A 12,812-nucleotide genomic window follows, 5' to 3' on the forward strand; every position below is an offset into this window, starting at 1 on the left:
ATTTGTTTGTTACTTTAAAATTTTAAAGTATGTATTTTTATTATTAGGTTTAAGGGTTTAGTTTTTGAAGTATAAATTTGGAGAGTTTTTGCTCTCCATTATAATTAAGCATTAAATTATGTGAACTTTTACACAATATCTGTTAATAAGCCGCGATAAGCTCTATTTCCACAAGTGCGTCTTTTGGCAAGGTCTTAATAGCTACTGTACTTCTGGCAGGATAAGGCTCTTTAAAAAATTTAGCATACACAGTATTTACTTTAGCAAAATCTCCCATATCTGCTAGAAATATTGTGGTCTTTACAGCATTATCAAAAGTAAGCCCTGCCTCAGCCAAGATATTTTTTAAATTTTCAAGTGATTGCTCAGCTTGGGCCTCTACACTACTACCTGCAAACTCACCCGCTGGTGTGACACCAAGCTGACCCGAGATAAATAAAAATCCATTTGCGCTAATAGCTTGAGAATATGGCCCAATCGCTTGTGGAGCATTTTTTGTTAAGATTTGTTTTTTCATATTTTCTCCTTTTGAAATTTTTTAAAATCCTACTATAAATTTTCTAAATTTTTAGTCTCCAAAAGCTATAATGGGCAAAATTTCAAAAGGATGAAGATGCAAAATATACTCGCACCAAATGAGTTTTTAGATGATTATGTACTCGGTGCTGAGTTGGCTAAAAACGCCGGCATCTCATCAAATGCTTATCTTTTTTGGAAAAATGTCATAAGTGCTAAATTTGAAAACTCAAGAATAGTTTTTCTTAGAAAAAATAGCATTCCAGTCAAATTTCAAAACATTATAAAAACCTGCACACCTTTAAATGGACTTATTCCAACGGGCGTATTTTGCTCTTTTACCTCGCTTGCTCCTTCTCATCTTGTAGCAAAAAATGGCTCTAAGATCTACGAGCTCTTTAAATTTCATGAGATTTGCGGCATCAAATTTATAGACTTGAAGAAATTTTATGATGATTTTAATCTTAGCTATTCTTATAGAATTTACATTGAAAAGTGTAAATTTTTCTCACCTGCTCCATTTGAAAAACGCATAAAATTAACTGAAACGATGTGTCTTGGATATTATTAAAGTCCGCTAGCTAGCTTGCTAGCGGGATAAATTTATATCTTTTTGTAAGGAGCTTGGCCAACTTCGTAGAAGTTATTGCCCTCGCAGTCAATGGCAACTATTGCTGGGAAATCCTCAACTGTAAGCCTAGCAACTGCCTCTGGTCCTAGTTCTGGATAAGCTAGCACTTCATATTTTTTGATACTTTGGCTAATGAGCGCTCCGATACCACCGATAGCAACCATATAAACACAGCATGATTTTTTCATAGCCTCGACTACTGCGTCACTCCTGTAGCCTTTACCGATCATACCATTTATACCAACTTCATTTATCATAGTTGGGGTGTATTTATCCATTCTACCACTTGTTGTTGGGCCTGCTGCGCCGATAGCTTGATTTGGCTTGGCTGGAGTTGGTCCGACATAGTAGATAGTCTCACCCTTTAGCTCAACTGGTAGCTTTTCACCACGTGCCAATGTTTCAGTAAGTGCCTTATGTGCAGCGTCACGAGCTGCTATGATAGTGCCTGATATTAGGACATTATCCCCTGCTTTTAGGCTCTTTACCACCTCTTTATCAAATGGTGCTGTTATTCTTTTTACTTCTGACATTTTCTCTCCTTAAAGCTCGGCATCTGCGTGGCGTGCAGCGTGGCAGTTGATGTTTATAGCAACAGGAAGACCTGCTATGTGGGTTGGATACCACTCGACATTTACTTTAACAGCAGTGGTGTCACCACCAAGTCCTTGAGGACCAACACCAGTTTTGCAAGCAAGCTCTAGTAGCTCATCTTCTAATTTGGCATATCTTGGATCAGAATTTTTACTATCGACTGAACGAACTGCTGCTTCTTTTGCCAAAAGTGCTGCCTTATCCATCGTACCGCCTATGCCAACGCCTATTGTTAGTGGAGGACAGGCATTTGGTCCAGCGTATTTTACAGCCTCTAAAAAGACTTTTTTTACACCCTCTATACCATCAGCTGGTACAAGCATTTTTAAAACTGATTTATTCTCACTACCAAAACCTTTTGGAGCTACTTTTATCTTTAGCTTATCTCCTGGTACGATTCTAGTGTGGATGACGGCTGGAGTGTTATTTGTGGTATTTTTTCTCTCAAAAAGTGGCTCAGCAACGACTGACTTTCTTAAATAGCCTTCAATGTAGCCTTCCGCAATACCCTCATTTATCGCATCTTCAATATATCCACCCTCAATATGCACATCTTGGCCGATCTGCACAAAAACAACCGTCATACCGGTGTCTTGGCAGATAGGTGCAACGCCCTCTTCCGCAAGCTTAGCGTTTTGTAAAATTTTGCCCAAAATGTCTTTGCCTAGTGACGAGCTTTCGCTACTTTGAGCCTTTGTAAAAGCAGCCTTTAAATCTGGCGTCACGACATAACAGGCCTGTTTGCAAAGCTTGGCAACGACTTCTCTTATATCTTTTACATTTATTATTCTCATCTTTACTCCTCGTAAAAAACAATTTTTAATTATATTAACTATATTTAAAATTTAAGATTAAATTTTACTGCTGGATATCTACTCGAAAAATTTATATGAGTTTATTTACTTGACTACAACTAGAAGACTTGTCTAAAACAAATTTAATAAAATAAGCGATGGCGAAAATTGAGTCTAGAGCATCACAATATTGATAGAAATTTACATAACATGGCTTATTTAAGCCATAAATATATAAATTTAAGACTGAATGCTCTCCTCTTCATTTTTTATCTTTTTTCTAACTTTTACACGTGAGATACTGGCTCCATCCATCTTTCTTACTTCGTAGTAGCAGTTTTCATCCTCGATCTTATCACCTACAACTGGCAAGCGACCAATTAGATTGAATACATATCCACCGATCGTTACTTGATCTGTCTCTTCGTCAAAGCTTATGCCAAGAACCTCTTCAACACTCTCTAGATCATATCTGCCTTGAAATTCGTAAATATTGTCATTTATCTTTTTATAGTGCTGATCAACTTCATCGTGCTCGTCATTAAAATCACCAAGCACCTCTTCCATTATATCTTCCATCGTAAGAAGTCCGGCTGTGCCGCCATACTCATCGACTACGAGTGCTGCTGAAATTTGCTCTTTATTCATCATTACAAGCACCTTTGAGATAGAAAGGCTCTCAGGCACGATGACAAATTTACGAACAATTGAGTCAAAACTCTTCTCTTTATCTTTGCTAAAGTGGAGCTGCAAAATATCTCTAATATGTATCATGCCCAAAATAATATCTTTTGAGCCGTCTATATAAGGAAAGCGAGTATATTTTGATTCAAATACAACTTGCAAATTCTCTTCAAAGCTCTTTTGTTTATTTATGCAGATCATATCGCGCCTTGGCGTCATGATCTCTTTTGCAACTGTGTCACTAAAATCAACTGCATTTTTAATGATCTCAGTCTCAAAACTATCAAGCACGCCGCCCTTTAAGCTCTCGCCAACGATGATTTTTATCTCTTCTTCAGAGTGGGCTAGTTCATTCTCTTTAGCTGGCTGGATGCCTAAAATTTTAAGTCCAATGGTCGCTAAAATATCAAAAAGCTTAATTACAGGAGAAAATAGTACCCAGAAAAAGTGAAGTGGACGAGCGATTTTTAACACTGAAGTCTCGGCCTTTGCGATAGCAACTGACTTTGGCACAAGCTCACCCATTACAACGTGAAGTAACGTAATAAGCGTAAATGCGATCGCAAAACCAACCGTATGAACTAAGATATCACTAAAGTTGAAGAAATTTTTAAGTGGAGCTTCTATAAGTCTTGCAACCGCTGGTTCACCGATCCAACCAAGAGCAAGTGAGCTTAGTGTGATGCCAAGCTGAGTGGCACTAAGATAAGTATCAAGCTTGTTTGACATCTCAAAAGCAAGCTGAGCATTTGGCTTTTTCTCCTTGATAAGCTCTTCAAGTCTAGACTTACGAACTTTAACAAGAGAAAATTCTGATAAAACAAAAAAGGCATTTAGTAAAATGAATACAATGGCAAGTATTACCATTAAAAGCGAATTATCGCTACTGGGGTTCAATTATGATCCTTAAGAGTTAAAAATTTTTGCCTGATTATAGCGAATTTATATTTAGCGGTCAAATTAATCGCGCTCAAAAGTAACAACATTTCTTAAATTTAAGATTTATAAAAAGTTCTTAAATCATATTTTGATAACATTATTTTCATCACTAAATTTATGGATTTTACAATGAGCAAAAAGAATTTTTCATCGCGTTGGGCATTTATATTGGCCTGTGTTGGATCAGCAGTTGGCATGGCAAATGTCTGGGGCTTTCCTTATAAACTTGGCACAAATGGCGGTGCAGCGTTTTTACTCATCTATGTTTTTTTCATAGCTCTTTTTTCATATGTTGGTCTAAGTGCGGAGTATGCGATCGGCAGACGCGCAAAAACTGGTACGCTTGGATCATATAAATATGCTTGGCAAAGTAGAAATTTAGGCGTATTTGGCAGTATTATTGGCTGGCTTCCGCTTGCTGGCTCACTTTGTATAGCCATCGGCTACGCAGTCATCATCGCCTACGTACTAAAAGCCCTTACTCAGGCGCTTACTGGCTCATTTATGAGCGTTGATACGAATGTTTGGTTTAACTCATTTGCACTTCAAGATTACTCAGTCTTGCCTTATCATTTTATCATCGTTGTTGGCACGCTTCTTACACTATTTTTTGGAGCAAAAAGTATCGAAAAAACAAATAAAATAATGATGCCACTCTTTTTCGTATTGTTTAGTATCTTGGCTATAAATGTCGCGATGCTACCAAATGCGTTTGATGGGTATAAATTCCTTTTTATCCCTGACTTTAGTAAGCTTGCAGACCCAATGGTATGGGTTTCTGCTATGGGTCAAGCCTTTTTCTCGCTCTCTATCACAGGATCTGGCATGATAGTTTATGGAGCGTACCTTTCAAAAGACGAAGATATCGTTGAAAGTGCTAAAACAACGGCCTTTTTTGATACTATTGCAGCTCTTGTGGCCGCTCTTGTTATGATCCCAGCGGTATTTGCCTATGCTATGGATCCAGCCGAAGGTCCAAAGCTACTTTTCGTAACGCTTCCAAAAATTTTACAAAATATGATCGGCGGACAAATTTTTGCCATTATTTTATTTACAGCTGTTATCTTTGGTGGTATCACATCGCTTCAAAATATGTTTGAAGTAGTCGCCGAGTCACTAATGCATAAATTTCCGCTCCTTAGTAGATTTTGGACGCTCACGCTACTTTGTGCAGTTTGCTTTGGCATAGGAGCATTTATGGAGCCTATTAGCAGTTGGGGGCCTTGGATGGACTTTGTGTCGATCTATATCATTCCAATCGGCGCGGTAATCGGTGCTATTTCTTGGTTCTGGATTATTAAAAAAGATGAAATTTTAGACGAGATAAATTCTGGAGCAAATAGATCTTATGGTAATTTCTGGTATTTTGTAGGCAAATTTATCTACGTCCCGCTAACATTTTTACTTTGTATTATTGCTGTAAGCAAGGGAATTTCTTTTTAAATTTAGCTCGTCAAAAAATGAGCTAAATTTAAAAATTTTTGAAGTTATCTTAGTTTTTTTGTGCCAATATAAGTGGCAAAAATTTCTTGTGAGCCATCTTTTTTAAATAAAATAACATCGTATTGCTCGGCTTTACTGCCTTGCTCCATACCTTGGCTCTCCATCGGCATGCCAGGCACTGCGATACCAACTACATCTTTTGGCTTAAGCTCTAGTAGGCGCTTTACCTCATCGGCTGGGACATGACCTTCTATAATATATCCATCGATGATTGCTGTATGGCAGCTTGAAAGCTCTAGCGGCACGTTAAATTCTTTCTTAACTTTAGCTATATCATCTACTTTTATGACCTCTTCGCTAAATCCAGCCTTCTGCATCGCCTCACCCCAGCTAGTACAACATCCACAAGTTGGGCTTTTATAGACCTTCATATCAGCCGCGAACACAAGTGTTGCAAAAAAGCCAAGAGCCAAAAATGCTAATTTTTTCATCATTTTCCTTTACGTAAAATTTGCAAAATGATATAGCTCACATTTAAATTTTATATAAATGCTTAATATTGCTTGCTATAATTCGCCAAAATTTATAAAAGGCACTTTATGTTTTCATCATTTTTTAAAGATAAAAAATGGGCACTTTGGGCTTATGGCGGAGCGATATTTATCATCTTACTTCTTGTCTATCAAACACACCTAAATGTCCGTATAAACGAGTGGTATAAAAATTTCTACGACATCGTACAAAACTCAAAAGATCATGATGTAAGTGAGTTTTGGCGAGAAATTTTTAACTTTATAAAAATCGCTATGCCTTACGTCGTGACTTACACTGTGATCTCATTTTTTGCTAGCCACTGGGTCTTTCGCTGGAGAGAGGCGATGACATTTAGATATCTAAAATTTTGGCAAAACTGCAAAAGCGACATCGAAGGCAGTTCGCAGCGTATTCAAGAAGATGTCTACCGCTTTGCTAAAATAATGGAAAGCCTTGGCGTGCAGGTTTTAAGGGCGATCATGACGCTAATTGCCTTTATACCAGTGCTTTGGGAGCTAAGCAAGAGCGTGAGTTTACCTTACATCAAAGATATCGAAGGCTCGCTTGTTTATATTGCTTTAATAATTAGCATCGGTGGTCTTATTATTTCGTGGTTTGTGGGCATTAAACTCCCACATATCGAGTATAACAACCAAAAAGCAGAAGCGGCGTTTAGAAAAGAGCTAGTTTATGGCGAAGATGATAAGTCTAAATTTTGCCAGCCAAACGTCATGTTAGAGCTTTTTACGGGAGTAAAGTTAAATTATTACAAACTATTTTTGCACTATGGCTACTTTAACCTTTGGCTCATCTCTTTTTCACAAATTCTTGTCATCGTGCCTTATATTATCATGGGAAATGGCCTATTTAGCGGTGTTATAACGCTTGGTGTACTTATACAAGCTAGCAACGCTTTTTCTCAAGTTAGAGAGAGCTTTAGCGTCTTTATCGACAACTGGACGACAATAACAGAGCTAAGATCTGTAAATAAACGTTTGAGAGAGTTTGAGAGAAATATAAACTACAAAGCGTAGGGGTTAAATTTACATACCAAATAAACTCTAGTAAATTTTAAAATTTCATTAGCGAGTAATTTTGGCTCTAAAATTTGAGCTAAGCTATAAGCGAAGCCAAATTTTAGTAGTCAATTCTTGCGAGTGAATGAGATTTTAAAATTTGCAAAATAGCTTTATTAAATTCGTAAATTTCTTTTTATTTAAAAGGGAGACAAGGGGACTTGAATTACGAAGCCGTCCCCTTATCCCCCTTTTTAAATCCCCTAAACCCCTCGCACGTTAGGAGTGGCATGCAATCGTGCTGGCGCACTGCATGCGTTTTATTTTAGAAAATTTCTGACAAATTTTAAAATTTCATGAACGAGTAATTTCGGCTCTAAAATTTGAGCTAAGCTATAAGCGAAGCCAAATTTTAGTAGTCAATTCTTGCGAGTGAATGAGATTTTAAAATTTGCAAAAAAGCAAATTACTATTTTTGATATCACAAAAATTAAATTTCTCTCATCGTTTAACAATGTATATCCAACTCAGGCTATAATACGCAAAATTTTAGTCCAAAAAGAATAAAAATGAAAAAATTTTTACTTACATTGTTAGCGACTAGTTTGCTCTTTACTGGCTGCTCAAGCGTTACAAAAGCGGGCGTTGTTGGTGCTGATCGTAAGCAATTTATGTTAGTCTCATCAGAAGCTATGGAGCAAAGCTCAGCCCAAGCCTATGTCAAGACGCTAACAGCTGCTAGAAGCAAAGGCGAGCTAAATGTTGATCCGATCCTTACAAAAAGAGTTCAAGATATCGCTAAAAGACTCATCGCCCAAACTGGTGTTTTTAGAGATGACGCTCTAAAATGGAAGTGGCAAGTAAATGTCATTAATGAAGATACGCTAAATGCTTGGTGTATGCCAGGTGGCAGGATAGTCGTTTATAGTGGCATCATAAAAAGGCTAAATTTAACAGATGCGCAGCTAGCTGCGGTCATGGGGCACGAGATCGCACACGCTCTTAGGGAGCACAGCAGAGAACAAGCAAGTGCTGATCAGATGAAAAGCATAGGCATCTTTGCAATAGCCACAGCTACTGGCCTTGGCGATCTTGGAGCTAATGCTCTAAATTTAGCTAGCGAATACACCATATCTCTGCCGTTTTCTCGCTCGCATGAGACTGAAGCCGATCACATCGGTACTGAGCTAATGGCAAGAGCCGGATACGATCCAAAAGAAGCAGTCGAAGTCTGGGTAAAAATGAGCAAGATAAGTGGTGGAAAGGTGCCTGAAATTTTAAGCACTCACCCATCAAACGAGAGCAGGATAAAAGATCTAAAAGAGATCGCAGCAAAGCTTGAGCCGATCTATCAAGCAGCCAAAAAAGGCTAGGCTTCAAAAAATTTGAGCGATCTTGAAATAGTTGCTCAAATTTATAACTAGTACATTTTAAAAAACTACGACTGCTGATATTCGGCTAGTTAGCAAGAGTCTTGGTTTAAAGCCCATAACAACTCTCACCTAATCTTTGTCTATAAAGAAAATGGTGAAATTTTAGGCTACTGCTCACTAAGTGACTTTAATCCTAAAATCGCTTACGATATAAGCGTAGAGATAAGCATCTATGTCGCTAAAAAGACTCTTGACATGGGTATTGGTAAGCAGCTTTTAAGTCAAAGTCTAGATGAGGCAAAGAGGCTAAATTTAAAAAATTATCACTCTAATATTTAGTGAAAACAAAGCAAGTCCTAAGATGTTTTTAGAATTTAGCTTTGAAAAATGGAGTGAACTGCCTGGCATTTGCCTGATGGATAATGAGTACAAAAATGTCGTTATCTTGGGGCTAAACTTTAAAAACCAAGCATTAAGCAAATAAAGATATAATCACCTTCATCTTGGGTAGATGTCCGAGCGGTTTAAGGAGCACGCCTGGAACGCGTGTGTGGGGCAACTCACCGAGAGTTCGAATCTCTCTCTACCCGCCACCATATCAAGAAACACACAGAATTAATAAGCAAATTACAGCAACAAAATTTCGATTTTAACAATAATTTAAAGCATTATCTCATAAACTTATGGCAATAAAAAGAAACAAAAAGCAAGTAACAGTAAAGACTTTTTAGCTGATTTTTGGCTGATTGCCTTTAAAAAAAGTAGCTAAAAAAATAAAAATAGTCAGCCAAAGGGGTATAAAATGCCTAAACTATCACGCCAACTCACGATCACGCAGTTTAAAAATCTCAAAGCAAAAGAGAAGCCATATTTTGTCAGCGACGGCGATAATTTGCTAATTAAAATAATGCCAAACGGCACAAAATTTTTCATATATGAGTTTCGAGAAAATGGTAAGCGCCACCGCCTAACACTGGGCAAATATGATGAAATAAGCCTAAGCGAAGCAAGAGATAAAAGAAACGAGCTAAGATTAAAACTCAATCAAGGCGAGAGCCTAACACAAACAGCAGAAAAAACAAAATTTAAAGCAGTATTTGAAGCGTGGTATAAAACAAAAAGTAAGTTGAGTGAGAAGCAGCAGTTTTGGATGAAAAGGCGGTTTGAAACATTGCTATTGCCAAAGCTTGGCGAAATGGATATAAAAGATATAAGCAGAAAAGACATAATATTTGCCATTAGCCCACTACTCGAGGATGAAAAACTAGAAACAGCCGATAGAGTGCTAAGCATATTAAATGGCTTTTTCAAATATGCTCTATTACACGAGTATGTAGATCACAACATAATAGCGGATATTGACAAAAAAACTCTACTAGGGCGTAGAGAAGTGAAACATTTTGCATACTTAAAAAATGATGATGAGATAAGAGCCGTATTAATGGCGATAAGAGATTATTTTGGAGACATAAGAGTAAAAACGTGTGCGATATTTCAACTATATACCGCGGTAAGAGGGCAAAACGCTAGGAATGCCAAGTGGTCGCAGATAGATTTTGAAAATTGCCTTTGGCGTATCCCAGCAGACGAGATGAAAATGGCAAAGCCCCACGAAGTGTTTTTAAGCAAAAGTGTAATCAACCTATTAAAAACATATCGTGAGTGCCTGCCGTTAAAAAGTGAGTTAATTTTTCCGTCCATAAAATCAAACGTCGCTCCGCTAAGCGATAATACTATCCGCATAATGCTTAGAAATTTAGGCTTTAACAAAGAGATGGTAACGCCACACGGCTTTAGGGCTACATTTAGCACAGTCGCCAACGAAAATATAGATAAGCACGGCTGTAATAGTGATGTTATCGAGCTTTGCCTCGCACACGTTGAGAGTAACAAGGTTAAAGAGGCATACAATCACGCCAAAAACCTAAAAGCAAGAGCTAAGCTTATGCAGTGGTGGAGTGATTATTTAGATAGCTTGGGTGGCTTTGCCTGATTTGTAGGCACGTATAGATTTTAGGGAGTAATAAATTACTCTGGAGTTTATTTTGTTAGCGATTATTGCACCTTGTTTTACTTTGTCATAAAGCGATCGTGCAGATATGCCTAGCTCTTTTAAGGCTTCATCGCGAGTAATAAATGTATCGCTCATTTCCTCTCCTTAATATAATCTTTCAAATCTCGCAAAGCGTTCCGTAAATAGCGGACGTCGCATTTAAATAAAAGAGCTTGTATTTGCTCAACTAAATTTATCTTTTCATTGTGTGTCTCGCAAAACGCTTCCAGGCTTGCAAGGGCTGCTAAGTGTTTTTCTCTTTCTGGGCTACTCATCTAATAGCTCCTTGTTCTCATAAATATTGCCTATAATAGAGGCTTCTTGATTAGAGACAAAAAGGTCAAATTCTTCTGTGCCTTCTATGACACACCTAAACATTGCCATATCGTCAGCATAATAAACTTTAGCAATTATATTGTTTTCCCAAGTGAGAATGTCTCCATCGCAAATTTCTTCGCCATATTTGTCTTCTAGCCCAGTATATTGCATTAACACTAGATTATCAAGCCAATTATAATGTCGGCCTGCTATCTTACTATACATCCTCACCCATCCCTCTACAAAATCAATTTCTAAAACAGGAAACATTTTTTCGACTTCCTTGTCCCACGCTCTGTATCTAACCTTTCTCATTTGTTATCCTTTAATTTTTTGTATGCTTCAAGTAGCCTTTCTCGCTCATCTTGTTTGAGGTAAAAGTAATTGTAAAGCGAAAAATTTATCCAAGTTGGCTGGATGTCAAATTTTAAAAGTAATTTATTGAGACGCTGCAGATTTTTGTAGTCGTCTTTTTTAAATTCCCAATTGTGGCCCAAAAACCACTCTAAAAGCTCCATTAGTTTTTCTTTATCTGTTTTTTGCCAAAACATATTATCCTCTTTAAATATTCTCGATATAAAAATAAGCCAGTGTTTGGCTATCCTCTGCCTCTTTGCGGTATTTCGTATCACAACTCTTGTTTGATATGTAGGCGATTTTCTCTTTATTCGCCGCATAAAAATCAGCCAGTATCGGAGTCAGTCTTTGCCCTTTGCTCGATGCTTAGCTTTCTAGCATAAGTTTGGGGTATGATACCACTAGACCGAATAATCGATCTCAAAAACTACCCATTTGCCATCTTTGCGCTCATGGGCGATATACCCGTAATAGTCGCCCTCGCACATCCCACCCCTCTGCCACACCAAGCAATCGTCTTGGCGCTCAAAAAGATACTCTCTGCCGAACAAATCGCAGTCCAATAAGTCGCAAGTGTAAAATTCTTTGCCGTCTTTCTCAACCTTCTCAAATTTTACTAACCCATAATAAATAGCTTCATCTCTACCTATCATATCTGTTAAATCTTCAATAGAGTATTCACTCATACCGCAATGATTTTTGAGTAGATCACTAAAATTCTTTCTTGTTTTTCGCCTAATTTTTTCAGATATTCCAAAAAACATTATTTTTTTTCCTTTTTAATAATTTACTCGTCAAACAAAATTAACCAACAAAAAGCCCAAAATATCGGCTCTTACATGGCTGTATTAAGCTTATATTAAGCTAACTATCAAACATCAGTCAAACAATTAAAATGGTATTGTTTCATCGCCGTTATCGTATTTGTCGTCATCCACGTCTATTTCTGGCGCGTCGTAGCTTTCAGGCGGTTTTTGCTGTTGCTGTTTTTTAGGCGCTCCTTGCTGCGGGCGCTGATTTGAATACCCGCCTTGTTGATAGCCTTGATTGTTTTGTTTTGCGTCACCTAGCATCTCCATATTTTCGACGGCTACCGTATGCTTGCTTCTATTTTGTCCGTTATTGTCCGTCCATTGGTCGAATTTTAATCGCCCCTCGATCAAGAGCTTTGAGCCCTTGCTGAGGTATTGATTGGCTATCTCCGCTTGTTTTCCGAAAAATACAATGTCAACAAAGCATGTCTCTTCACGTTTTTCGCCGTTTAGTGTATATTTGCGAGTTACGGCGATACCACAACTACCTATCGCCGCGCCACCTTGGGTGTATCTAAGTTCGATGTCTCGCGTGAGATGCCCCACTAAAACTATTTTGTTAAACATCTTTTAGCCTTTCGTCTATTTGCCCTTATTCTTTGGTTTCTATCGTAAGCGCCTTTTGTGCGTCTGGTTTTTGAGTGTGGCATGTGGGCTTCGCTCTTTTTTGTTTGTGGCGCACCTTGAAAATCATCTGCACCGTTTAGCCCCGCGAATAATGCACTTAAAATCCCTAATGCTTTCATTT

Annotated in this window: 18 protein-coding genes and 1 tRNA gene; 8 read left to right on the forward strand and 11 right to left on the reverse strand. The window is 37.8% G+C overall.

What is annotated here, in order from left to right; translation table 11 throughout:
• Positions 1–142: 142 nt before the first annotated feature.
• Positions 143–517: a RidA family protein gene (locus A3223_RS07535; protein WP_084109799.1), complete on the reverse strand. Its 375-nt coding sequence runs from the start codon at positions 515–517 to the stop codon at positions 143–145.
• Between the two features lie 96 nt (positions 518–613).
• On the opposite strand from A3223_RS07535, the gene A3223_RS07540 reads away from it, so the two are divergent.
• The gene (locus tag A3223_RS07540) at positions 614–1,087 is read left to right on the forward strand and encodes a cysteine permease (protein WP_084109800.1); all 474 of its coding nucleotides are present in this window, start codon (positions 614–616) and stop codon (positions 1,085–1,087) included.
• A gap of 32 nt (positions 1,088–1,119) precedes the next feature.
• On the opposite strand, the gene A3223_RS07545 is transcribed toward A3223_RS07540, so the two are convergent.
• The 3 genes from A3223_RS07545 to A3223_RS07555 form a co-directional block, all read right to left on the reverse strand.
• The gene (locus tag A3223_RS07545) at positions 1,120–1,680 is read right to left on the reverse strand and encodes a Fe-S-containing hydro-lyase (RefSeq protein ID WP_084109801.1); all 561 of its coding nucleotides are present in this window, start codon (positions 1,678–1,680) and stop codon (positions 1,120–1,122) included.
• Positions 1,681–1,689: 9 nt separating this feature from the next.
• A complete protein-coding gene (locus tag A3223_RS07550; protein WP_084109802.1) occupies positions 1,690–2,535 on the reverse strand; it encodes a fumarate hydratase in 846 nt (281 codons plus the stop codon).
• 240 nt (positions 2,536–2,775) lie between these two features.
• Positions 2,776–4,086 carry a hemolysin family protein gene (locus A3223_RS07555; RefSeq protein ID WP_223154647.1) on the reverse strand — a complete coding sequence of 437 codons (1,311 nt, stop codon included), beginning with the start codon at positions 4,084–4,086 and terminating at the stop codon, positions 2,776–2,778.
• Between the two features lie 201 nt (positions 4,087–4,287).
• On the opposite strand from A3223_RS07555, the gene A3223_RS07560 reads away from it, so the two are divergent.
• Positions 4,288–5,601, forward strand: coding sequence for a sodium-dependent transporter (locus A3223_RS07560; protein WP_084109803.1), 1,314 nt, complete (start codon positions 4,288–4,290; stop codon positions 5,599–5,601).
• A gap of 44 nt (positions 5,602–5,645) precedes the next feature.
• Here the strand turns inward: A3223_RS07560 and A3223_RS07565 are convergent, their stop codons facing one another.
• On the reverse strand, positions 5,646–6,092 hold the full coding sequence (locus A3223_RS07565) for a DUF411 domain-containing protein (RefSeq protein WP_084109804.1): 447 nt from the start codon (positions 6,090–6,092) through the stop codon (positions 5,646–5,648).
• Between the two features lie 108 nt (positions 6,093–6,200).
• Between A3223_RS07565 and A3223_RS07570 the strand changes: the two genes are divergently transcribed.
• From A3223_RS07570 to A3223_RS07590, 6 genes are all read left to right on the forward strand, one after another.
• Positions 6,201–7,169, forward strand: coding sequence for a putative transporter (locus A3223_RS07570; RefSeq protein WP_054197246.1), 969 nt, complete (start codon positions 6,201–6,203; stop codon positions 7,167–7,169).
• Between the two features lie 551 nt (positions 7,170–7,720).
• The gene (locus tag A3223_RS07575) at positions 7,721–8,524 is read left to right on the forward strand and encodes a M48 family metallopeptidase (RefSeq protein WP_084109805.1); all 804 of its coding nucleotides are present in this window, start codon (positions 7,721–7,723) and stop codon (positions 8,522–8,524) included.
• A 159-nt stretch (positions 8,525–8,683) separates the two neighbouring features.
• Positions 8,684–8,863: a GNAT family N-acetyltransferase gene (locus A3223_RS09860; protein ID WP_257639283.1), complete on the forward strand. Its 180-nt coding sequence runs from the start codon at positions 8,684–8,686 to the stop codon at positions 8,861–8,863.
• A 22-nt stretch (positions 8,864–8,885) separates the two neighbouring features.
• On the forward strand, positions 8,886–9,008 hold the full coding sequence (locus A3223_RS09865; protein ID WP_257639276.1) for a hypothetical protein: 123 nt from the start codon (positions 8,886–8,888) through the stop codon (positions 9,006–9,008).
• 21 nt (positions 9,009–9,029) lie between these two features.
• Positions 9,030–9,117 (forward strand) — tRNA-Ser (locus A3223_RS07585).
• 209 nt (positions 9,118–9,326) lie between these two features.
• Positions 9,327–10,517 (forward strand): tyrosine-type recombinase/integrase, encoded by a 1,191-nt coding sequence (locus A3223_RS07590; protein WP_084109806.1) that lies wholly within the window; start codon positions 9,327–9,329, stop codon positions 10,515–10,517.
• Here A3223_RS07590 and A3223_RS07595 read toward each other — a convergent pair.
• From A3223_RS07595 to A3223_RS07625, 6 genes are all read right to left on the reverse strand, one after another.
• Positions 10,491–10,673, reverse strand: a complete 183-nt coding sequence (locus A3223_RS07595; RefSeq protein WP_072595003.1) for a helix-turn-helix transcriptional regulator — start codon at positions 10,671–10,673, stop codon at positions 10,491–10,493. The two genes, A3223_RS07590 and A3223_RS07595, sit on opposite strands and share 27 nt — an antisense overlap.
• 171 nt (positions 10,674–10,844) lie before the next feature.
• The gene (locus tag A3223_RS07605; protein WP_084109808.1) at positions 10,845–11,210 is read right to left on the reverse strand and encodes a YopX family protein; all 366 of its coding nucleotides are present in this window, start codon (positions 11,208–11,210) and stop codon (positions 10,845–10,847) included.
• A complete protein-coding gene (locus A3223_RS07610; protein ID WP_084109809.1) occupies positions 11,207–11,446 on the reverse strand; it encodes a hypothetical protein in 240 nt (79 codons plus the stop codon). Before A3223_RS07610 ends, A3223_RS07605 begins: the two co-directional genes overlap by 4 nt.
• A 207-nt stretch (positions 11,447–11,653) precedes the next feature.
• Entirely contained in the window at positions 11,654–12,016 is a 363-nt protein-coding gene (locus A3223_RS07615; RefSeq protein WP_084109810.1) for a hypothetical protein, read from the reverse strand.
• Between the two features lie 126 nt (positions 12,017–12,142).
• Positions 12,143–12,631, reverse strand: a complete 489-nt coding sequence (ssb, locus tag A3223_RS07620; RefSeq protein WP_084109811.1) for a single-stranded DNA-binding protein — start codon at positions 12,629–12,631, stop codon at positions 12,143–12,145.
• Positions 12,616–12,810, reverse strand: coding sequence for a hypothetical protein (locus A3223_RS07625; protein ID WP_084109812.1), 195 nt, complete (start codon positions 12,808–12,810; stop codon positions 12,616–12,618). Before A3223_RS07625 ends, ssb begins: the two co-directional genes overlap by 16 nt.
• Between the last annotated feature and the right edge of the window lie 2 nt (positions 12,811–12,812).

Origin of the sequence: Campylobacter concisus, assembly GCF_002092855.1 — a bacterium.
Taxonomy (GTDB): Bacteria; Campylobacterota; Campylobacteria; order Campylobacterales; family Campylobacteraceae; genus Campylobacter_A; species Campylobacter_A concisus_AI.

Excerpts from the sequence above, each read along its gene's own strand:
- A3223_RS07625 (WP_084109812.1), bottom strand. The coding sequence starts at position 12,810 with ATGAAAGCATTAGGGATTTTAAGTGCATTATTCGCGGGGCTAAACGGT.
- A3223_RS07615 (WP_084109810.1), bottom strand. The coding sequence starts at position 12,016 with ATGTTTTTTGGAATATCTGAAAAAATTAGGCGAAAAACAAGAAAGAAT.
- A3223_RS07565 (WP_084109804.1), bottom strand. The coding sequence starts at position 6,092 with ATGAAAAAATTAGCATTTTTGGCTCTTGGCTTTTTTGCAACACTTGTG.
- ssb (WP_084109811.1), bottom strand. The coding sequence starts at position 12,631 with ATGTTTAACAAAATAGTTTTAGTGGGGCATCTCACGCGAGACATCGAA.
- A3223_RS07610 (WP_084109809.1), bottom strand. The coding sequence starts at position 11,446 with ATGTTTTGGCAAAAAACAGATAAAGAAAAACTAATGGAGCTTTTAGAG.
- A3223_RS07590 (WP_084109806.1), top strand. The coding sequence starts at position 9,327 with ATGCCTAAACTATCACGCCAACTCACGATCACGCAGTTTAAAAATCTC.
- A3223_RS07540 (WP_084109800.1), top strand. The coding sequence starts at position 614 with ATGCAAAATATACTCGCACCAAATGAGTTTTTAGATGATTATGTACTC.
- A3223_RS07535 (WP_084109799.1), bottom strand. The coding sequence starts at position 517 with ATGAAAAAACAAATCTTAACAAAAAATGCTCCACAAGCGATTGGGCCA.
- A3223_RS07605 (WP_084109808.1), bottom strand. The coding sequence starts at position 11,210 with ATGAGAAAGGTTAGATACAGAGCGTGGGACAAGGAAGTCGAAAAAATG.
- A3223_RS07545 (WP_084109801.1), bottom strand. The coding sequence starts at position 1,680 with ATGTCAGAAGTAAAAAGAATAACAGCACCATTTGATAAAGAGGTGGTA.
- A3223_RS07575 (WP_084109805.1), top strand. The coding sequence starts at position 7,721 with ATGAAAAAATTTTTACTTACATTGTTAGCGACTAGTTTGCTCTTTACT.
- A3223_RS07550 (WP_084109802.1), bottom strand. The coding sequence starts at position 2,535 with ATGAGAATAATAAATGTAAAAGATATAAGAGAAGTCGTTGCCAAGCTT.
- A3223_RS07595 (WP_072595003.1), bottom strand. The coding sequence starts at position 10,673 with ATGAGCGATACATTTATTACTCGCGATGAAGCCTTAAAAGAGCTAGGC.
- A3223_RS07555 (WP_223154647.1), bottom strand. The coding sequence starts at position 4,086 with ATGGTAATACTTGCCATTGTATTCATTTTACTAAATGCCTTTTTTGTT.
- A3223_RS07570 (WP_054197246.1), top strand. The coding sequence starts at position 6,201 with ATGTTTTCATCATTTTTTAAAGATAAAAAATGGGCACTTTGGGCTTAT.
- A3223_RS07560 (WP_084109803.1), top strand. The coding sequence starts at position 4,288 with ATGAGCAAAAAGAATTTTTCATCGCGTTGGGCATTTATATTGGCCTGT.
- A3223_RS09865 (WP_257639276.1), top strand. The coding sequence starts at position 8,886 with ATGTTTTTAGAATTTAGCTTTGAAAAATGGAGTGAACTGCCTGGCATT.